This window comes from Ruegeria sp. AG6, from assembly GCF_056541565.1.
Genome location: NZ_JBQFYQ010000005.1, coordinates 156,878 through 176,069, shown reverse-complemented (window position 1 = coordinate 176,069; position 19,192 = coordinate 156,878). Strand labels below are relative to the sequence as shown.

General features: G+C 56.2%; 19 protein-coding genes and 1 tRNA gene. 11 read left to right on the top strand and 9 right to left on the bottom strand.

Going from position 1 to position 19,192, the window contains the following annotated elements; all coding sequences use genetic code 11:
• The first annotated feature begins 20 nt into the window (after positions 1–20).
• Positions 21–719, top strand: a complete 699-nt coding sequence (locus ACR0I0_RS13030; protein ID WP_480491738.1) for a Crp/Fnr family transcriptional regulator — start codon at positions 21–23, stop codon at positions 717–719.
• Between the two features lie 307 nt (positions 720–1,026).
• Here ACR0I0_RS13030 and ACR0I0_RS13025 read toward each other — a convergent pair whose 3' ends face one another.
• Together ACR0I0_RS13025 and ACR0I0_RS13020 are read right to left on the bottom strand one after the other, a co-directional pair.
• Positions 1,027–1,230 (bottom strand): hypothetical protein, encoded by a 204-nt coding sequence (locus tag ACR0I0_RS13025; protein ID WP_058283652.1) that lies wholly within the window; start codon positions 1,228–1,230, stop codon positions 1,027–1,029.
• Between the two features lie 253 nt (positions 1,231–1,483).
• Positions 1,484–2,251 (bottom strand): helix-turn-helix transcriptional regulator, encoded by a 768-nt coding sequence (locus tag ACR0I0_RS13020; protein ID WP_348539544.1) that lies wholly within the window; start codon positions 2,249–2,251, stop codon positions 1,484–1,486.
• A 153-nt stretch (positions 2,252–2,404) separates the two neighbouring features.
• Between ACR0I0_RS13020 and ACR0I0_RS13015 the strand changes: the two genes are divergently transcribed.
• From ACR0I0_RS13015 to ACR0I0_RS12995, 5 genes are read left to right on the top strand one after another with little or no spacing between them, the layout of a single operon-like run.
• Entirely contained in the window at positions 2,405–3,505 is a 1,101-nt protein-coding gene (locus tag ACR0I0_RS13015) for an ABC transporter ATP-binding protein (protein WP_245218179.1), read from the top strand.
• Positions 3,506–3,539: 34 nt separating this feature from the next.
• Positions 3,540–4,703: an ABC transporter substrate-binding protein gene (locus tag ACR0I0_RS13010; RefSeq protein WP_480491736.1), complete on the top strand. Its 1,164-nt coding sequence runs from the start codon at positions 3,540–3,542 to the stop codon at positions 4,701–4,703.
• A 38-nt stretch (positions 4,704–4,741) separates the two neighbouring features.
• The gene (locus tag ACR0I0_RS13005; protein WP_093962199.1) at positions 4,742–5,593 is read left to right on the top strand and encodes an ABC transporter permease; all 852 of its coding nucleotides are present in this window, start codon (positions 4,742–4,744) and stop codon (positions 5,591–5,593) included.
• 7 nt (positions 5,594–5,600) lie between these two features.
• Complete coding sequence (locus ACR0I0_RS13000; RefSeq protein ID WP_010442232.1) at positions 5,601–6,422, top strand: ABC transporter permease; 822 nt, start codon at positions 5,601–5,603, stop codon at positions 6,420–6,422.
• An 18-nt stretch (positions 6,423–6,440) separates the two neighbouring features.
• A complete protein-coding gene (locus tag ACR0I0_RS12995) occupies positions 6,441–7,199 on the top strand; it encodes an SDR family NAD(P)-dependent oxidoreductase (protein ID WP_170343551.1) in 759 nt (252 codons plus the stop codon).
• Positions 7,200–7,429: 230 nt separating this feature from the next.
• Here ACR0I0_RS12995 and ACR0I0_RS12990 read toward each other — a convergent pair whose 3' ends face one another.
• The 4 genes from ACR0I0_RS12990 to ACR0I0_RS12975 all read right to left on the bottom strand — a co-directional run bounded on the left by ACR0I0_RS12990 (position 7,430) and on the right by ACR0I0_RS12975 (position 10,538).
• Positions 7,430–8,986 carry a relaxase family protein gene (locus tag ACR0I0_RS12990; protein ID WP_480491734.1) on the bottom strand — a complete coding sequence of 519 codons (1,557 nt, stop codon included), beginning with the start codon at positions 8,984–8,986 and terminating at the stop codon, positions 7,430–7,432.
• Entirely contained in the window at positions 8,983–9,309 is a 327-nt protein-coding gene (locus ACR0I0_RS12985) for a plasmid mobilization protein (RefSeq protein WP_480491732.1), read from the bottom strand. Before ACR0I0_RS12985 ends, ACR0I0_RS12990 begins: the two co-directional genes overlap by 4 nt.
• 139 nt (positions 9,310–9,448) lie before the next feature.
• A complete protein-coding gene (locus ACR0I0_RS12980) occupies positions 9,449–10,306 on the bottom strand; it encodes a hypothetical protein (protein ID WP_480491730.1) in 858 nt (285 codons plus the stop codon).
• A 155-nt stretch (positions 10,307–10,461) separates the two neighbouring features.
• Positions 10,462–10,538: transfer RNA gene (locus ACR0I0_RS12975), tRNA-Arg, on the bottom strand.
• 115 nt (positions 10,539–10,653) lie between these two features.
• Between ACR0I0_RS12975 and ACR0I0_RS12970 the strand changes: the two genes are divergently transcribed.
• A complete protein-coding gene (locus tag ACR0I0_RS12970; protein ID WP_171635491.1) occupies positions 10,654–11,679 on the top strand; it encodes a LacI family DNA-binding transcriptional regulator in 1,026 nt (341 codons plus the stop codon).
• The gene (locus ACR0I0_RS12965) at positions 11,676–12,896 is read left to right on the top strand and encodes a winged helix-turn-helix domain-containing protein (protein WP_480491729.1); all 1,221 of its coding nucleotides are present in this window, start codon (positions 11,676–11,678) and stop codon (positions 12,894–12,896) included. Before ACR0I0_RS12970 ends, ACR0I0_RS12965 begins: the two co-directional genes overlap by 4 nt.
• A gap of 3 nt (positions 12,897–12,899) precedes the next feature.
• Here the strand turns inward: ACR0I0_RS12965 and ACR0I0_RS12960 are convergent, their stop codons facing one another.
• Positions 12,900–13,598, bottom strand: a complete 699-nt coding sequence (locus ACR0I0_RS12960) for a fumarylacetoacetate hydrolase family protein (RefSeq protein ID WP_171635793.1) — start codon at positions 13,596–13,598, stop codon at positions 12,900–12,902.
• Between the two features lie 607 nt (positions 13,599–14,205).
• Entirely contained in the window at positions 14,206–14,640 is a 435-nt protein-coding gene (gene hpaR, locus ACR0I0_RS12955) for a homoprotocatechuate degradation operon regulator HpaR (RefSeq protein ID WP_170345758.1), read from the bottom strand.
• Positions 14,641–14,873: 233 nt separating this feature from the next.
• On the opposite strand from hpaR, the gene ACR0I0_RS12950 reads away from it, so the two are divergent.
• Complete coding sequence (locus ACR0I0_RS12950) at positions 14,874–15,644, top strand: aldolase/citrate lyase family protein (protein ID WP_480491727.1); 771 nt, start codon at positions 14,874–14,876, stop codon at positions 15,642–15,644.
• Positions 15,645–15,648: 4 nt separating this feature from the next.
• Here the strand turns inward: ACR0I0_RS12950 and ACR0I0_RS12945 are convergent, their stop codons facing one another.
• The gene (locus ACR0I0_RS12945) at positions 15,649–16,791 is read right to left on the bottom strand and encodes a DUF3095 domain-containing protein (RefSeq protein ID WP_480491725.1); all 1,143 of its coding nucleotides are present in this window, start codon (positions 16,789–16,791) and stop codon (positions 15,649–15,651) included.
• A gap of 141 nt (positions 16,792–16,932) precedes the next feature.
• On the opposite strand from ACR0I0_RS12945, the gene ACR0I0_RS12940 reads away from it, so the two are divergent.
• Complete coding sequence (locus ACR0I0_RS12940; protein WP_480491723.1) at positions 16,933–18,105, top strand: MFS transporter; 1,173 nt, start codon at positions 16,933–16,935, stop codon at positions 18,103–18,105.
• Positions 18,095–19,180: a glycosyltransferase family 4 protein gene (locus ACR0I0_RS12935; RefSeq protein ID WP_480491722.1), complete on the top strand. Its 1,086-nt coding sequence runs from the start codon at positions 18,095–18,097 to the stop codon at positions 19,178–19,180. Before ACR0I0_RS12940 ends, ACR0I0_RS12935 begins: the two co-directional genes overlap by 11 nt.
• Positions 19,181–19,192: the final 12 nt, after the last annotated feature.

Sequence of the window (19,192 nt, the reverse complement as noted above, 5' to 3'; positions counted from 1 at the left end):
AAGGTTCTTGAAAATTTCAATTGCCCCACACGGTGCAATTCTTTTTAATTTTGCGAATGTTACACAGCATATTGCTTGAACGCGGATGGCTTGCTCTACAACCTGAGAGCTTTCAGCAAGCTGTTGTGGCGGCAGGCCAGATTCTGCATTTTGAAGGTGGAGAAACTATATTTTCCGTCGGTGATCCACCCGGCGGTGCTTACGCAATACTCCGAGGCGCCGCCGCCATCGAAATCGCGCCAGCCAGAGACGGGCCGCATTTCGTACACGTTAGTGCACCCGGAGCATGGTTAGGGGAAATATTTTTCTTCACGGGAGAAGAACGGCGGATCACATTCAGAACTGTCGCAGCGGCTGATCTGTTTTTCCTACCGCTCGACGCCATGGAGCGTCTCTCTAAACACGACAGTGAAGCTATGCGCCGATTTGCGCAGATCACCGCTCAGAACGTCGACACAACATTCCGCAAAATCGAGATACTCCTTGATCCCGACCCCATGCGACGCATCGCTGGGACGTTGTTACAATGTCGCGGCGAAATGAAACGAGGCCCCATCTTCTTGTCGCAAGCGGACCTTGGCCGCATGGCTAACGTGTCGCGAAACACTGTTGTCCGTACTTTAAAGGAGTTTTCGCAGCGCGGCTGGCTGCGTCCTGGATACGCCCGAATTGAAATTCTTGAACCAAGCAAGCTGGATCGATTCAATCGGAAAACCTAGGCTCTCATACTATCGTCAGCGCAGTGCTTCGAAAGGCTGTTTTGTCCGCTCAGCGGACCTTCGCCGCACGCCACATCAAGGTCTGCAACGCGGACAAAGCGGTCTGTGGTTCTCCAATCAAATCGGCCGACCTTGGGTTTACAGTACACGGTTGTGGAGAGTGAGAAGGATTAGTTGTCTTCACTTCCGGAAGTATAGTGTCTCAATTGGCACCCTTATTGCATGCTGAGCAGGACGTTATGGCTCACGAGCGTCCAGATACCCTCCGGTTAAGCCCTTTTGAGTGTCAGATGGTATCGTCCCAAAATTAGGTTGTTGGTTGTTCGGGTGCATCACCCAGAGCCAGCAGCAAAAGAATAGCCAAAAGGGGTGATCCAACCAGACCGATCAGGAACCAGATCAAACCAGACCGGTTGCGCCGCCCTGCCATCGTGATCGGCAGGATATAAAGCCAGATCACGACAACCAGCAAGATGAGCATAAAAATCAACTGGATAACTGGTGCGTCCATGAAATTTTGCCTTTCGTATCTTGACGCCATTTTTAAAACGGCTGATTTTTTAAAACGGCTGATCCGGTTAGATAGACAATGGCCCGAAAGCGTTTTCGGGTATTAATTTAGCCCAACATGGGTCCCGGGCGTCCCAACCCTCTCCCTTTGGGTTCCTTGGCTATCAGACAGTGCCGTCCAAATGTTTGGTGTTTTCCGGGTCACAAGGTAGCAAGGTCGGCAAAACGGATAAAGTGGGTGTTTAAGGAACCTTTTAAAGTGCCTTTTCAATGAACTTTGAAAAAAGCTCACCCTGCGAATTGATCCTAAGTTTCGCGTAAATGTTGCGTCTGTGGATGCGGACTGTGCCTGGAGAGATGCCGAGAATTGTGCCGACAGCTTCTGCCGAATGGCCCTTCAACGTGAACTCAACGACTTCGCGTTCTCGTGGTGTCAGAACGCCATCGCCAAATGCCTGGAAAGCAAGATCGACGCGACGACTAACGCCATTCGCTGCGGCGCCGCGGGCCAGTGTTGGAAAGTCACTCCAATGTTTGCAACAGGCTGCCCGAACGAGCGGCCATAGAGCGTGCAAATGACGAATTTCCTTGGCTGAAAAAGGCTTCACTGATCGCATGAGCGAGACCACAACCATCCCAGTGCTCGGGATATCGATAAAGTAGCCAATCTCCTCTGCTAACCCAGTCCTTTTGTAATAGCTGCGATAGTATTCGCCCTGATAGAACCTGTCCGGTGCGATATCGCGCATGCGGTACAGACCCGGTGTTATCGGTTTTGTCGCGGCCAAAAAAAATGGATCAAGTACGTAGGGCCCTGCTTGGTAATCCTCAACAAAAATACGCCGTTTGCTTTTGGGAAAATCGTCGTGAAGGTCTATAGGCGCTTCGGTTCCGACATGGCCAAACACCACCGTAAAATCGAATGGTGCGACCTGCCGCAAGCCATCTGCCAAAGCACATGGAAATTCTGGGGTTCCGATCTTCTCCACGACCCTGCCGGCCTCTTCCATCCAATCGTACACGCGCCGCTCCAGATTTTCGAAAAGCACCTCTATACCCCAATTGTGGTATATACAGTTATTCCGAGTTATTGTTACTTTTTCCTTGTTTGAGTGGTATGCCAACAAGTGCCAAAAAATCAAGCAAAAGGAAAACGGCAGTATATGAGCTTTGACATGAGCGTCACCATGCAGACGATTGCGGAACTCCGAGGAGTGACCAAGACCTTCGGGAATGTGGTCGCCGCCAAAGACCTGAATCTTTCCATTGGGAAAGGAGAGTTCCTGTCGTTCTTAGGCCCATCTGGTTGCGGCAAAACCACTGCGCTTAGAATGTTGGCAGGTTTCGAGAAGCCAACCGAAGGTCAGGTGTTGCTCGATGGAGAAGTCGTCAACGACTTGGATGCGCACCATCGCCCAGTCAACATGGTGTTTCAGCACTATGCTCTTTTTCCTCACCTAAGCGTGTTCGACAACATCGCGTACGGCCTGCGCCAACAACGACCACGCGTAGACAAACAAACAATCGCGACAAAGGTTGAGCAAGCGCTGGAAACTGTCCGTCTTGGTGGGTTTGGCCCACGTCGCATCTGGGAGATGTCTGGTGGTCAGCAGCAACGCGTCGCTTTGGCGCGTGCGATCGTAAACGAGCCCAAGCTTTTGCTGCTTGATGAACCAATGGCTGCTCTGGATCGAAAGCTTCGAAAAGAAATGCAGTTTGAACTGCAGAACCTGCAACGACAACTGGGAATAACTTTTGTCCTCGTCACGCACGACCAAGAAGAAGCGCTTTCAATGTCCGACCGAATTTGTGTGATGGAAGGCGGCAGTATTGTGCAGGTTGGCAGCCCACGCGAACTCTATGACATGCCCCGCAGCCGCTACGTGGCTGGATTTGTAGGCACCTCAAATTTCTTTGATGCAACTGTGACTGACTCAGCAGCCGACCAAATCACTGTGCGTTTAGCGAGTGGCCAAAAGGTGCGCGGAACTCCGGAGATTCCAATAGATGCAGGGCAGGAAGTGTGCGTTAGTATCCGTCCTGAACAGATCACGCTGACCCGCGCGCTACCCACAGCTGAAATCGCTCTGCCAGTTACCATTCAAAATCGGATCTTCCTTGGGGAGCACACAGAATACCTTGCGCGCAACGAAGCACTGGGTGATTTCCACGTACTTGTGCCAAGGCAAGCGGAATTGAACGAGGGGACGTTCAATGCAGGAGAGCAGGCCTTTGTTTCATGGGGCGAAGGCGCACTGCTGATCCTGGAAAAATAACAAATCCCGCAATCCAACAACAGAGAGGTTCACAATGACCAAGGATAATGGGACTATTTCCAAGCAAAAGTTCATGGAAGAGCTTCGCCGGTACCAAAAGGGTTCGGTTACACGGCGACATTTCTTAGGCGTGACAGGTCTTGGGATGGCAATGGCCGTTCTGGGCACGGCCATTCCTGGGTTGCGTCCACGCCCGGCATTTGCTGCCGGGGACATTGGCGACCGAGTGATCCTCGCCACATGGCCGAACTACCATGACGAGATGAACTTCGAAGCCTTCACGGAAGCCACTGGCGCCCATGTTCAGGTCAATGTTTTTGGCTCGAACGAAGAGATGTTGGCAAAACTACAGGCTGGAGGGTCTGGCTGGGACGTTTTCGTTCCAACCAACTACACGATCACTACGTATGTGGGTGAAGATCTGATCATCCCGCTCGATACGTCCAAACTGCCAAACTACGACGCAGGTTCATTCGAACAGCGCTTTTCCGATGCCGGTTCTGTCGATGGCCAGCTTTACGCGGTGCCAAAAAACTGGGGCACGACTGGCTTTGCAGTGAACACCAGCAAGCTTGACGGCGCTCCGACTCCAACCACATGGAAAGAGTTCTGGGACCTTACTATGGAAGGTTACTCAGGCCGGACAATGGTGCATGATTACCAACTCACCACCATCGGTAATGCCCTGAAATACTTCGGCTACTCCTTCAACTCGGTCGATGAGAAGGAACTGGCGGATGCCGAGAAATTGTTGCTGGATGCCAAACCGCATCTGTTTGCAATCTCGTCGGATTATCAGCCACCGATGCGTAACGGTGACGCCTGGATGACGATGTGCTGGACAGGTGACGGCAAGCAGATGAATGTCGACATGCCTGAAATCGCCTACGTTCTGGGAACTGAGGGCGGTGAGCTCTGGTCCGACTACTACGCTATTCCTAAGGGCGCACCCCATATGGATGCCGCTTATGCCTTGATCGACTTCCTGCTGAACCCGGAAGTTAATGCGAAAGAAGTCCTCGCTCACGGCTATCCATCGGCTGATGCTCGCACCAATGCGTTGCTGCCGAAGGAACTACTGGAAGATCCGATCCTTTATCCGGCAGCTGACCTTCTGAATGCACTCGAGTTCGGCGCGGCGGCTACACTAACCGATCCAAACCGTGCCGAGTTGCTCGCCCGCTTCAAGTCGGCCTAAGCGGCAAGGCCGCCAATATCGGAAAAGACGAGGACAAAATGACCGAACGAGGCAGAAAAGCACTGTTGCTGGCTCCAGCAGGAATATGGCTTTTGGTAATGCTAGCCCTTCCTCTGCTGGTCGTCTTCGTCTTTTCCTTTGGCGAACGGGGTGCCGCCGGAGGCTACGTTCCAGCGTTCACGTTGGAACAATATGCCAACCTTCCTGCGCGATGGACGGCGTTTAAGAACACTTTGATCCTTGCACCTCTGGGGACTATCGCTGCGTTGGTAATTGCCTACCCGCTCGCCTACTTTCTTGCGGTGCGTTGTTCACCAAAGTGGAGAACTTCGCTGTTGATCCTAGTGATCGTGCCGTTCTGGACATCGATCCTGATCCGGTCATACGCTTGGATTTTCATCCTTGGGGGGCGTGGCTTGCCCGCTTTACTGGAGTCGATCGGCATCGATGATATCCGCCTGATAAATACGCCGTTCGCTGTGCTTGTCGGGATTGTCTATGGGTATCTACCTCTGATGGTTTTCCCGATTTTTGTAAGCTTAGACAAACTGGATAAACGCCTTCTGGAAGCATCGGCTGATCTCGGCTCTACCCCATGGCGTACGTTCCGTCAGGTGACACTTCCTTTGTCGGTACCTGGTATCGCAACTGGCTGCATGCTGGTCTTCATCTTGCTGATGGGCGAGTTTCTGATCCCAGCGATCTTGGGCGGCGGAAAGGTCTTTTTCGTCGGAAATGCGCTGGTGGACCTGTTCCTGCAGTCTCGGAACTGGGCGTACGGATCGGCGGTCGCAATGACTCTGGTTGTCGTAATGCTTGTCACTGTCTCAATTTACATGAAATTCATCTCGCGCCTGGGTGGCCAGCGCGAAGATGTCTCGCTGATGTGAGGGTCCGATGCGCTTATACGCGATTTGCGTCTACCTTTTTCTCTATATTCCAATCGGCATCATCGCGCTTTTCAGCTTTAATGCCGGACGACACGCAAGCCAGTTCATGGGGTTCTCGACCCAATGGTATGGTAAAGCGCTGAACAACCCATTTGTAATGGACGCGCTCGAGACCAGTCTGCTTGCGGCATTCATAACTGCTTGCCTCGCATCCACTCTCGGAACCATGGCGGCCATCGCTTTACAAGGGGTTAAGGGATGGCTCCGAACTTTGTTTGATGCGATGATTTATATTGCAATAATGATACCCGGTATCGTCATCGGCATCGCGACACTCATTGCCCTGGTCACCGTATTCGGCTGGCTAAACCCGCTTCTTGCAAGCCTATGGCCCGATGGAGCAAATCCCCCGCAACTTTCCATGGGGATGCCCACGCTTGTCGCCGCACACACCATGTTCACAATGGCGCTGGTCATAATCATCGTACGTGCAAGGCTATCGGGTATGGACCGCGCGCTCATGGAAGCTTCGGCTGACCTCTTTGCGACGCCCTGGGGCACCTTTCGACAGGTGACCCTGCCGTTGATAGCACCGGCAATTTTGGCAGGCTTCCTGCTCAGCTTCACTTTCTCATTTGATGATTTCATCATCGCGTTCTTCGTAGCTGGCTCAGAAACAACCCTGCCAATCTACATATTCTCATCCATCCGGCGCGGCGTAACACCCGAGATCAATGCCATCGGCACTATGGTTATGGGCGCGTCGCTCTTGTTGCTCGTAGCAGCGCAGCTGCTTTTGCGCCGAGGCGCCTCAAAATCGAATAATTAAATAAAGGAGCCAAGTGACATGCGGCTTGCAGGTAAGGTCGCGCTCGTGACGGGCGCGGGATCAGGAATTGGTCGGGCGGGTTCAATGGCAATGGCACAAGAGGGTGCGCATGTTGTGGTAACCGATCGCGATGCAACCCTTGCTGAAGCCACTGTGGCCGCGATCGTAGCGCAGGGAAATCAAGCATCTGCCATACAGCTTGATGTGACCGATGACGATGCCCTTACCAGAACCATAGACGAAGCAGTTAAAAACTTCGGTCGGCTTGACGTGTTGCACTCTCACGCTGGGTTGCAGATCGAAGGAACGCTGGAAGAAGTGGAGCCAGATGGAATGGATGCTTCTTGGGCATTGAATGTCCGCGCTCACTTCATTGCCGCGCGTGCAGCCGTCGCCCATATGAAATCACAAGGTGGAGGCAGCGTGATCGTCACGGCCTCCAATTCTGGGGTTCAATATGACCGGGGTATGATCGCCTATGCGACTACAAAGCACGCTGCTGTTGCGATGGTCCGGCAGATGGCAGCCGACTACGCTGTCCATGCAATCCGTTTCAATGCCCTATGTCCAGGATTTGTAGACACCCCTTTCAATGCAGGCTTCGAAAAGCAGATGGGAGGCCGTGCCAAACTGGAAAGCTACATCGAGCAGGCGATCCCCATGAGTCGATGGGCGACAGTTGAAGAGATTGGCCATGGGATCGTCTATTTAGCTTCAGATGAATCCGCTTTTATGACGGGGCAAGCCCTGGTTATCGATGGCGGTGAATGCATTTAGTGATGGGTTAGACCGCTCAAGAGAATGTCTATCGCCGCAATTCATTTTGGCGAGCACATTTAAGTCCGCTTTGGGCTCCCTTTCGAGCTCTTCGCTGCATTCTACATGAAGTTCCGGTTTATCCGCATACGCACCCAGCAAAGAAATCGCAGACGTGTGGTGAATTGCTGCAGAACGAATCTAAGATTCCCACTGCAGACCCTCGAACCACGCCAACATTTGCAGTTAGATCAAAGCGAATGTCCGGCGCTGCGGTGGCTATCTCTCGCGTCTAACTCTCTTTCAGCCGCTTCTCGGCGTCTTTCGCTAGTTTCCAGCTGGTTTCTAATCTCGCCTGAAGCGTGTCGTAATTCTGCTCCTCGCGCAGCAAGGCGGCCAATGTGGTGACGGACGTGAGATGTGATTTCATCAATAGCGCCACGCAATGCGCCAAGCCATTCACCTTGCTTTCGATCCTGCTGGTCGAGCGCTTCTCCAAGGCGTGCAATTCCTTGGCTGAGCTCTCGCAGGCCGCCACCAACCGTTCGACGGATGCGAGTAATTCGCGCTCCAATGCTGTCAGGGGCTGCGTCATTTAAGGCTCCTTTATCTCGATGCAGATGATCGGCGTCTGCGCCAGTGTGCAGGTCTTCAATTCGGTCTGGTCGGGGTCCAGCGTCACCCATGTCTGCCCGGACTGTTCGATCCGTGTCAGGCCAAGTTCCGTCATCTCTGAATGCGCCATCAAACCCGTCCAAAACCAACTCGCCATCAACACTGTCGTGATCCAGGCTGAGACCATGCCCACGATCACCCACGGCGAGATCGTCAACCAGCGCCTGATCGTCTCGCTCCGCCTCTCCAACTCGCTCTTGCTGTCGCTGAGAAAGAACCTGATATCGGTCTCGATTGTATGCAGCGCGCTGGTCGCAATGCTGCTGAAATCGTTCCTGAAGATCTCCAACTGAGATGCCATCAAGGCGGCGTGGTCGCTCCGGACCGTCTCCAGGTCCGCGTTCAATTTCTCGGCGAGGCGGTTCGGCTTGCCAGTCGTCATGGAAAATCTCTCCTTTCAAACGCCAGCGCTCGCCGGTGTCGGGGTCTTTGGCGGTGATGTAATTCTTGCTCGCACGGGGGATCTCGAAACCCGCCTCTGATAGCGCGTCGATCATGCTGGCGCGGTCGGTGTTGCTGCCGACGCTGATCTGATCGAGGATCCATTCGTGCAGCGCTTCGCGACCTTGCGCGCGCGTCGGCGCTTCAATCGTCGCCCTCACTTCGCGGGCGCGATCTGGCTCCAAAGGGTCTGCCCAACCGTGGGTCTTGTTCATCAGATCGCGCAGGCTGGAAAAGGCGCTCTCATGTCCAGGCGGTGCGATGTTCAGCGCCTTGCCCGTGCTGAGCTCAAGGCGTGGCGCGCAGAAGTGTAGCTCGACATTGCCCTCATGCGAGTGGCGCACCCAGAGACAATTGTATTGATCCCTGTCCAGCCCAGCAAAGGCCAGAGCTTCAAATAGCTCAATGGCCTCTTGCTGGGCGTCGGGATTGGGATCATCGCTATCGGCAAAGCTGATGACGCCTGCCGTGTAGCTCCACTTGTTGGGGCTTACGTCGATCAGGTAGCGGGTCTGATCGGGGTTGCCGTGCGGCACCTCGGGCAGCGGGTCGCGGATCTTGGTTTGCGGCTGGCCGGTGTCGTCGCGGATCAGATTGCGGTTCTCGTCATAGGCCAGAACTTCACGCGCTGTCAGGTAGTCTACGGGAGCTGCACCGCCACCAGTGCCGGTGGAGAAGAACGAGATGATCATTCGCCGCCGCCTGTGTGCGCCGCCACGATCTGCGCCATCTGCCGCTCGATGACCACCAGTTGTGTCGCGACCTTGAGCGCATCGATCTGGCTCGCGCGGCCGGATTTAACCGAGCCGTTGATCCAGCGGGAGAGCTGATTGAGGTTGCCGCCGACGCGGGCAATCGCAAAGGTCAGCTTAGGATCAACACGGGGGGCGGGCTTGCGCCGACGTGCCTCGATCAGCCCCAAGGCCTCGCGCATCAACGTGGCATTGAGCAGGCCAGCGGCGTGCGCCTTGGCCACAAGCGCTGCCTTTTCCGACGGGGTGCATCGAAAGATCACACTCTCGGAAAGGCCCTCTTTGACGCCGCTTGCGCGCGTCTGGTTGGGGTTTGAAGGGGGGCTTGCCGCCCCTCACAAGTCCCGCCGATGTAATCGGTGGGTAACCTTGCTCTCTGCTCTTTGTAGGGATCAGTTGCGTTCATGATCGGAGCCCCGCCGCCTCGATTTCAGCAGGGCTGACCAAGTTTGCGGCCAGCAACGCGATCACTTGGCCGGGTGTGATGTGGCGACACAGCGGATGGCGATCCGTGACCCAATCGGCCAAGCCCTTCAGCAATTCCACCTCTTTGGCCTTGCCCGCTTCTCGTGCCTCCTCAACGTCATGAAGGTATTTCAGCCAACGGCCAGAGGTGAACCAGTTGTCGGAGAAGCACACCTTCGAGCGGGTGAATCCTTCGCTTTCGGTCGCATAGGACCGCACGGCGTCCTCGAGGTCTTTTGCATCCACTCCGTCGGCCAGCGCCTGGCGGATTTGCGAGAGGCAAACCGCTTTCCCGCGAATGCGATCCTCCGGATAGGCGGACAAAATCTTCTCAGAAACTTCATCCTCCACCGCCGCCTTCGCGTGCGAAGGGATTGGTTTTTGATATGGTTTATATCTGTTCTTATAGGATTTGCCCTCTGGGGCAGATGGCTTGCCCTCAAGGGCAAATGCATCATTTTCCCGTTCGGTCGGATCGATTTGCCCATTTGGGCAAATGGAGTTGCCCAGGGCATACCAACAGGTCCGGTCATAGCGATCATCGCTGAAATTGCCCTTGATGATCAGCTCTGCGCTGACCAACTTTTCGAGCGCTGTTCGGATCTGCTTTTCGCTCAGATAGGGGAACAACTCACCAAAGGCCGAGATCGAATTGTAAGTCCAATACCGCCCGTCTCGAAGATTGCGGCGATTGGCTTGGTTCTTCTCGATCCAGAAGGTGATGTTTTGGAAAATCACCGCTGCATTGAGACCCACACGCCCGGCGATTTCGGGATCAAAGCTATGGCGGCTCATGATTGGCCCCCGAAATACGCACAAACGTGCGAATTTTGTACAGGTTTTGTACGAGAAATCGATCGTTTCAGCCGATTTCGCCGCGAAAGCGCACGGGACTTTTTGCACGCTTCTGCACAAAGCGCTGTAAATAAGACATATTTTTCAGGTGGTTTTGGCGACCCCGGCAGGATTCGAACCTGCAACCTGCCCCTTAGGAGGGGGCTGCTCTATCCAGTTGAGCCACGGGGCCGCGCCCTGCCTTCTGTAACCGGGATTTTCCGGGTTGTCATCGCCTTTGCACAATTGTTGTACACACCGACCTGTTCACGCTAGCATCGGACAAAACAACAACGCAGGTGCCTCCCGTGAACAGTGAAACCAAACGCCCGCTTACCCTTCGTGATGTGTCCGAGGCTTCCGGTGTCTCAGAGATGACGGTGAGCCGGGTTCTGCGTAACCGGGGGGATGTGTCCGACGCCACCCGCACCCGCGTTCTGGCCGCCGCCAAAGAGCTGGGATATGTCCCCAACAAGATCGCGGGCGCCCTGGCATCCAGCCGGGTCAACCTGGTCGCGGTGATCATCCCCTCACTTTCGAACATGGTATTTCCCGAGGTGATGACCGGCATCAATCAGGTGCTCGAAGATACCGAACTGCAACCCGTGGTTGGCGTGACGGATTATCTGCCCGAAAAAGAGGAAAAAGTGCTGTACGAGATGCTCTCGTGGAGACCCTCGGGCGTGATCATTGCAGGGCTGGAACACACCGACGCGGCGCGCGCCATGCTGGATTCGGCTGGCATTCCGGTGGTCGAGATCATGGATACCGACGGCAAACCTGTCGACGCGATGGTCGGCATCTCGCATCGCCGCGCCGGGCGCGAAATGGCGCAGGCGATTCTGAAGGCCGGGTATCAGCATATCGGCTTCATGGGCACCAAGATGCCGCTGGATCACCGCGCCCGAAAACGCTTTGAAGGGTTTACGGAAGTGCTGGGCAAACACGGGATCGAGATCGAAGATCGCGAGTTCTATTCCGGTGGCTCTGCCCTGGCCAAAGGGCGCGAGATGACACAGGCCATGCTTGATCGGTCACCCGATCTGGATTTCCTGTATTATTCCAACGACATGATCGGAGCTGGTGGTCTGTTGTACCTGCTGGAGCAAGGCGTGGATATCCCGGGGCAGATCGGTCTGGCGGGGTTCAACAACGTGGAACTTTTGCAGGGTCTTCCGCGCAAATTGGCGACGATGGATGCCTGTCGTCTGGACATAGGACGTCAGGCCGCGCAGATCATCGCTGAACGCCTGAAGGACCCGGAGGCCGAAATCGAGACACGGGTCACGCTGACCCCCAAGATCAGCTATGGCGACACTCTGAAACGACGATGAATGCGCCCCTGAAGCGGCTCGACAACCGGACGGCCCGCGCCGTTTTCCTGGATCGCCATGCTTTGGCCGAACAGCCTGCGGGCGCGGCCAAGGGCGCCGGGCTTCTTGACCTTGTCCAGCGGTTGGGGTTCGTGCAGCTCGACAGCATCAACACCGTTGCCCGCGCTCATGACATGATCCTGTTTTCCCGACGGCCTGCGTATCGCAGCGCCAACCTGAAAAGGCTCTATGAAAGGGAAAAAGCGCTGTTCGAACACTGGACACATGATGCGGCCGTAATCCCCATGTCGTTCTATCCGCACTGGCATCTGCGCTTTCAGCGTGATGCGGATCTGTTGAAGGCACGCTGGAAGAACTGGCGGCGGGATGGGTTCGAGCAACAGTTCGAGACTGTCTTGCAACACATCCGCGACCACGGGCCCGTGTGTTCGTCAGACGTTGGCAAGGATGAAAAGAAAGGCTCGGGCGGTTGGTGGGACTGGCACCCGTCAAAAACCGCATTGGAGTTTCTGTGGCGTTCCGGGGCCCTGACCGTTGTGGGCCGCGACGGGTTTCAGAAACGGTATGATCTGACTGAACGTGTGATCGAAACCCGCCTGTGCCCCGGGAACATGGCCTGTGATGCGACGGCGACCGTGGATTGGCTGTGCAACGCAGCGCTGGACCGGTTGGGCTTTGCCACGTCCGGCGAGCTGGCCGCGTTCTGGGGCACGGTTACCACCGCCGAAGCCAAAGACTGGTGTGCCACGGCGTTGGCTCAAGGCAATATCGAAGAGATCGAGGTCACTTGCGCCGATGGACGCCTGCGCAAAACTTTTGCCCGCTCTGAATTGATGGATCGGGCAACCGACTTGCCGCAACCGCCCGGTCGGATCCGAGTGCTCAGCCCGTTTGACCCCATGCTTCGGGACAGAAACCGGGCCGAGCGGCTGTTTGGCTTTCACTATCGCATCGAAATTTTCGTGCCCGAAGACAGGCGCACATATGGGTATTACGTCTTCCCCTTGCTTGAAGGCGATCGATTGATCGGCCGGATCGACATGAAGGCGCATCGCGATCGCGACCTGATGCATGTCAAAGCGCTCTGGCCCGAACGCGGAGTGCGCTGGTCTGACGCCCGCACCCGCCGCCTGAACGCTGAGCTGGACAGGGTGCGTAGGCTGGCAGGCGTCACGCATGTAGAGTTCGCAATTGACTGGCTGAAAGACCCTAAATAGGGTCTATTCGACGTCAGACAGCGTGAGCTGAATCGGCTCCAGCCCATCGATTTCACCAGTCAGAACATCTCCTGCTACAACCGGGCCCACGCCAGCGGGCGTGCCGGTCAGGATCAGATCGCCGGGGCGCAGATGGTAAAAACCGGACAAGTGCACAACGATTTCGTCTATCTTCCAAATCAGCTCTTCCAGTGTCGCGTTCTGGCGCAGTTCGCCGTTTACACTGAGGCGGATGTGTTTGTTTTCGTCCGGTGACCAGGCAGCGGCGGGCGTCAGCGGTGCGAATACCGCTCCGTTTTCGACGTCTTTGCCCAGATCCCAGGGTCGCTGCTTGTTTCGCTCGCGGATTTGCAGGTCGCGGCGGGTCATATCAAGCGCACAGCCATAGGCGTAGACAGCATCCCATGCCTGCGCACGGGTGGTCCGAAACACAGGCTTTCCAATCGCCAATGCCAATTCCATCTCATGATGGTAATTCTCGGTCCCGGCTGGATACGGGACGGTCGAACCAGTCAGAATCGCGTTTGGCGCAGATTTGGTGAAATAGAAAGGTGCTTCGCGATCCACTTCATTCCCCATCTCGGCAGCATGGGCCGCGTAGTTTCGACCGACGCAGAAAATGCGCCCAACAGGATACCCTGCGGTCTCGCCAACAATGGGGATGGTGATTGGATCGGGAAGGGAAAACACACTGTTCGACATGTTGGTTCCTGAATATTGCTTTGCCGTCATCTTACGCCTGCCAGAACAGTCAGCAAGCCGGGAAAGCGCGCTGGATTTCGCCGCTATCCAAGAGTTGTTTCAGCGCGAACCTGCTCAATTCTGACCTGAAAGAAAACCGCCGTATCAAAACAAGTGCATATCCGTCTTTATGGACGCATCAAGGTACAAACAAATCGGGTTAACACTTGGCTCAGACGAAAGTCGGGCTAGGTACTGAGGAAGACTGGTTTGACGCATCCAACTTATGAGATGCGAAGACAGCAACACCGCGCCCTTGGCACCATAAGCGACCAAAGTGACGCGAGGAAACCACTTGCGGACCCACGTAACGATCGGCAATTGCCTAAGTCTGTTTCGGAGAGCATAGGTGCATGGCCCTTCCCCCAAGGGCCGAAAGACCCTAGTCAGAGCCACATTTCCGGCTCTTCAATACTCCGATGCGCAGGCCGGACCGTCAGGCAAGGCGTGACGCAACCGGCCTCAGGCCAGGCCTAACCCAAATCCAAGTCTGGCCACCCCGTCGGAGATCGCCCCTAAAATCTCCGGCGGGGTCCTTGCAGATGACACCCATGTTCTGCGACCGGCATCAGGTATCCAGGTCGTTCAACTCGTTCAGAAGGTCCAGCAACAGTTCGTGTTTTTCCGGCCCCAAGCGGGACCGAATGCGTTCCGCCTGCGCCATGCTGGCGGGCTGATTGGCGTGAATGATCTGAACGCCACGCTCGCCGATCTCGACAATCTGGCGACGCCGGTCCGCTGGATGGCATCGTCGGGAGATCAGGCCGCGATGCTCCAACTTCTGCAATATCCGTGTCAGGCTTGGCAACAATAGACAGGCGCGTTCGGCAATATGCGTGGGCTCCTGCGGGCCTTCTTCATTCAAAACCCGCAACACGCGCCACTGCTGTTCGGTGACACCGGCGTCGGCCAGCATTGCTCGGATGGGTCCCATAACCTTTTCCCGCGCCCGCAAAAGCGCAATAGGCAAAGATCGCGACGTCAGTGGGAGGTCGTCGGTCATGCCAAAATTATCGCCGAAATCCGTGCTTTACGCAAGGGAACCCTCAGTTTTCGGTTTGAAGCACAAGAACCGCCGGAATGTCGCCACCCTTGCGTGACACGCCCTTCCCGCCGTGAATCCGATGACACATAATTGCATTAAAACTGGACAATTTCGTGCCACGGAAGAAGATGAGGAAACGGCCACTTTCGCGACCACGTCGCGCCGAAGGTTTTGCAACAAAAGGAAACAATATGGCTGCGCAGCAGAACGCGTTCAAACAGGCTCTGAAAAAGGGAAAAACGCAGATCGGGTGCTGGATGAGCTTTGCGGAGCCCGTAGCGGCCGAGATGATGGGAACCGCGGGTTTTGATTGGCTGGTAATCGATGGAGAGCATGCCCCTAACGATATCCGGTCGATCCGGGACCAGCTTGTGGCGCTTGCGGCAAGCGCATCTCATGCCGTTGTGAGGGTCCCCGTGGGTGAGACCTGGCTGATCAAGATGGTTCTGGATGCGGGTGCTCAAACCATTCTGGTTCCGATCGTGGAAAGCGCCGCGCAGGCGCAAGAGCTGGTTCGGGCCTGCCGCTATCCCCCTGCCGGTGTCCGCGGCGTGGGCGCGATGGCATCGCGGGCGACGATGTACGGATCGGTCGGAGATTATATTCAGACCGCAGATCAGGAGATTTGCCTGTTGTTGCAGGTTGAAACCCGCGCCGGAATGGCTGCTCTGGACGACATTCTGGAGGTTGAAGGCGTGGATGGCGTATTCATTGGCCCTGCCGATCTGTCGACCGATATGGGCCATCAGGGCAACAGTGCGGCGCCCGAGGTGCGAGAGGTTATCGGCGATGCACTGACCCGGATCAAGGCCGCAGGCAAAGCGCCGGGCATTCTGGCCACAAATGACGAGGCCCGGCAGGCATATCTGGATATGGGCGCACAGTTCTTGGCGGTTGGCATTGATGTGATGCTGCTGACGCAAACGGCACGTGATCTCGCCGCACGATGGAAAGCCGACTGAACGTTCAACGGACCATGGCCGCTGCGGCCTGGGCGTATCCGCCCGAGGCACCATCGACGAAATGCACATGATCGTCCCGCGTAGCCGACGGGACGAAACAGGTCATCATCGCCTCGTCCTGCACGTGCAGACCGTATCGGATTTTGCCGCGCCCGCGCGCTTCTTTCAGCAAGTGTTCGATCTGTCGCAAAGTGGCCGGGTCACAATCCAACGTCATCTTCAGGCCGTCATCAAACTTGCGGAAATCGGCATTGCTGCTGACCATATTCCTGTAATGTTCGGGTTCGAACTGTCCCAGCTTTTTACCGGTCTTGAAGAGTATCGCAATCAGCAGGTTCTGAATCAGAAGAACGAGCTTGTGCAAAAACAAATTTCTCCCGTTGCGCGAAACATGCGCGTCAATGTCGAGGCCGGGGGGCGGCCACGTCATGGGTGGGCCATTTTCCGGCACCGGATGACCTGCGCGCTCCAGCTCTTCTGACGCGGACAGAACCGATTGCGCAAGGTCGGCAAAATCGCGTTCAGTTGCTGACGCGGTGGGTTCAACAACCAGTGACACGATCTGACCATGCCGTGCCGGGCTGTTGGACCATCTGCATGACAAGCCAGTCAGGTTCGGCTGCGCACCCGGTTCGGCAGGCGCGATCATATGACGACCCGCCTTCATCTCTGCCTCGGCCCAGGCCAATCCTCCGCCAGAAAACATGGCATAATCCACGCCGGAGGACGGAGCAAAACGGGCGACACGCAAGTCCCTGCCCGCTTTTCGGATATCCGCCACCGATACCAGCGCCGCACGCAACGGCATGGAAAACTCCTCTTCCGCCCAGCGCCGCAAAGCTGAAAGAGTATCCCGCGCTGCTTCAACTTCGCTGGGGGGGACCGCAAACGCCGCCCCGTCGCCGCCAAAGACATAGGGAAACAACTTGCCGTCCATCGCGTTTATCATCGCCGAGATTACGGCAGCCCCAACGGTGTTGACGGTTTTGTATCGCCCCCGCGCGATCTCGCCGGTTGAATCGACGATGTCGGCAACCCCCAGAAACCAGTCGTCGGGCACCGGCGAAAACTGCGCCGGGTCTGCCAGGCGGGTGAAATCCCGCAACAGGGGCAGGTTTTCATAAAATGCAGAATGGAGGTCTTTCATTTTCCCCCTCGAAATCAGACTTCTGACAATGATAGCCGGAATGCGGCCCAAGTCCTGCTACTGAAACATAGTACACATGCTTGTGCGTTGCATCATTGCGTGCCAAGCATTCCCTTCGGATGAGCGGAAAAGAGGCGGGATATGCAGGCGGGTTTGGTGGTTTTGTGCCTGGGCTATGTGCTCAGCCAGTTTTTCCGTGCATTTCTGGCTGTGCTCAGCCTGGATCTTGAACGCGATATCGGCGCTACACCCGAAGATCTGGCCTTTGCGTCGGGCCTTTGGTTTCTGGTGTTCGCTGCAATGCAAATCCCGGTCGGCTGGGCGCTGGACAAGGTTGGGCCCAGGCTGACCGCAGCCGCGCTTCTTCTGGTTGGCGGTGCAGGAGGATCCGCAATTTTTGCGGTCGCGACCTCACCGTTGCATGTCAGCGTTGCCATGGGCCTGATCGGGGTTGGGTGCTCTCCGGTTCTGATGGCTTCCTATTTCATCTTTGCCCGCGAATACCCGCCTGCGAAATTCGCGACACTGGCTGCCGTCATGCTGGGTGTTGGCTCGGTGGGCAATCTCGTGGCCTCCTATCCGACTGCGCTGGCTGTCGAATGGATGGGATGGCGCGCCACCATGGTTGGGCTGGCCGTGATATCTGCTGCGATCGCTTTGGGTATTTGGCTGAGCCTGCGCGATCCAGCGAAGGTTGATACGGAACACAAAGGTTCACTTCTGGACCTGCTGAAAGAGCCTGCACTGTGGCTGATCATGCCCTTGATGCTGGTGGCCTATGCGCCCTCTGCCGCGCTGCGCGGGCTATGGGCCGGGCCGTATCTGAACGATGTCTTCGGGCTCAGCACCACCCAGATCGGCACTGCGACACTGGTCATGGGGTCTGCGATGATCGCCGGTACCTTTGTCTACGGACCGCTGGATCGTGTCTTCCGCACTCGGAAATGGGTTATCTTCACGGGCAACGCGCTGGGTGTCGTGGCGCTGACCCTGCTTTGTGTTTGGATCGACCATGCCACATGGCTGTCCGTTCTGCTGTTGGCCATCATAGGGTTCACCGGGGCCAGTTTTCCGGTCATCATGGCCCATGGTCGGGCCTTCGTTCCCGCCCATCTGGTGGGCCGAGGCGTAACCCTGTTGAACCTTTTCGGAATCGGAGGGGTCGGCATCGCCCAATTTGTCACCGGACGCATTCATGCCGCCACGGCCCAGGCCGGAACGACCGCGCCCTACACCGCGATTTTCGGGTTTTTTGCGGTAACCCTTGCCATCGGTTGCGTGATTTATCTATTCAGCCAGGATAATGTGGATTGAAGCAATTGCGGAGCAAGCCGTGCAGGATATCGAGGTTATAGCGCCGAACCTGAAACACAGCCTCTCCGGCGTCACCACAACCGTCATCCGCCTGTTGCCGATTCAAAAGCATATGATCAGGATCGTCGCCACGGGACCCGGCCTGCCGGGTGATCTGCCCCATATCCGGTTGATCAAAGTTCCGTTCCTTTCGAACAGAACGCTCCGGGTGTGGCATGCACGGCGCAACACCGAAATGCTGATGGGTTTGTTTCTGAAACATGTGCTGCGACGCAATCTGAAACTTCTGTTCACCTCGGCTGCGCAACGAAATCATTCGGGGTTCACCAAGTGGCTGATTTCGAAGATGGATGCGCTGATCGCCACAACGCCGCAAGCGGCGTCGTTTCTGGAACATCCCGCAACCGTCATCATGCACGGTGTGAACACCGAACTGTTTCACCCGGCCGAAGACAAAACCGCCCTGCGGCAGAAGCTGGGGCTGCCGGAAGGGACCTTGATCGGGTGTTTCGGGCGTATTCGACCTCAGAAAGGTGTCGATCTGCTGGTGGATGCGGCGATCGAGATTCTGCCGAACCATCCCGACGCCAGCATCGTGTTCACCGGGCGCGCCACCAAAGAATTTGAAACCTTCCAACAGGAGCAGGAAGCCAAACTCAAAGCTGCCGGGCTGTCGGAACGGGTGCACTTCCTGGGCGAGCGCCCTTGGGAGGAGATCGTTGAAACCTACCGCGCCCTTGACCTGTTCGTGGCCCCGGCCCGTCACGAAGGGTTCGGCCTTACACCGCTTGAGGCGATGGCCTCCGGCGTGCCTGCAATCGCCTGCCACGGGGTCGGAGCGTTCAGCGCCCAGATCGAGGACGGGAAAACCGGCCGCTTGATCGAAAAGGACAACGCCGGGGCGCTGGCTGAAGCACTGGAACAGATGTTGAGCGATCTGGACAAGCTGGTGCAATCCGGTCAGGCCGCAAGACAGCGTGTCGAGCAGCATTTTCGAATCGAAGGTGAGGCCGAGGCCATCGTGCGGGTCTATCGGTCTTTGCTGAACACGGGTGAAAAAGCGCATTCGGGTTAAAATCGACGTCAA

Coding starts and splice junctions, on each gene's coding strand:
- ACR0I0_RS13025 (WP_058283652.1), bottom strand. CDS start 1,230: ATGGACGCACCAGTTATCCAGTTGATTTTTATGCTCATCTTGCTGGTT.
- ACR0I0_RS13015 (WP_245218179.1), top strand. CDS start 2,405: ATGAGCGTCACCATGCAGACGATTGCGGAACTCCGAGGAGTGACCAAG.
- ACR0I0_RS13010 (WP_480491736.1), top strand. CDS start 3,540: ATGACCAAGGATAATGGGACTATTTCCAAGCAAAAGTTCATGGAAGAG.
- ACR0I0_RS13005 (WP_093962199.1), top strand. CDS start 4,742: ATGACCGAACGAGGCAGAAAAGCACTGTTGCTGGCTCCAGCAGGAATA.
- ACR0I0_RS13000 (WP_010442232.1), top strand. CDS start 5,601: ATGCGCTTATACGCGATTTGCGTCTACCTTTTTCTCTATATTCCAATC.
- ACR0I0_RS12995 (WP_170343551.1), top strand. CDS start 6,441: ATGCGGCTTGCAGGTAAGGTCGCGCTCGTGACGGGCGCGGGATCAGGA.
- ACR0I0_RS12990 (WP_480491734.1), bottom strand. CDS start 8,986: ATGATCATCTCGTTCTTCTCCACCGGCACTGGTGGCGGTGCAGCTCCC.
- ACR0I0_RS12980 (WP_480491730.1), bottom strand. CDS start 10,306: ATGAGCCGCCATAGCTTTGATCCCGAAATCGCCGGGCGTGTGGGTCTC.
- ACR0I0_RS12965 (WP_480491729.1), top strand. CDS start 11,676: ATGAATGCGCCCCTGAAGCGGCTCGACAACCGGACGGCCCGCGCCGTT.
- ACR0I0_RS12960 (WP_171635793.1), bottom strand. CDS start 13,598: ATGTCGAACAGTGTGTTTTCCCTTCCCGATCCAATCACCATCCCCATT.
- hpaR (WP_170345758.1), bottom strand. CDS start 14,640: ATGACCGACGACCTCCCACTGACGTCGCGATCTTTGCCTATTGCGCTT.
- ACR0I0_RS12950 (WP_480491727.1), top strand. CDS start 14,874: ATGGCTGCGCAGCAGAACGCGTTCAAACAGGCTCTGAAAAAGGGAAAA.
- ACR0I0_RS12945 (WP_480491725.1), bottom strand. CDS start 16,791: ATGAAAGACCTCCATTCTGCATTTTATGAAAACCTGCCCCTGTTGCGG.
- ACR0I0_RS12940 (WP_480491723.1), top strand. CDS start 16,933: ATGCAGGCGGGTTTGGTGGTTTTGTGCCTGGGCTATGTGCTCAGCCAG.
- ACR0I0_RS12935 (WP_480491722.1), top strand. CDS start 18,095: ATGTGGATTGAAGCAATTGCGGAGCAAGCCGTGCAGGATATCGAGGTT.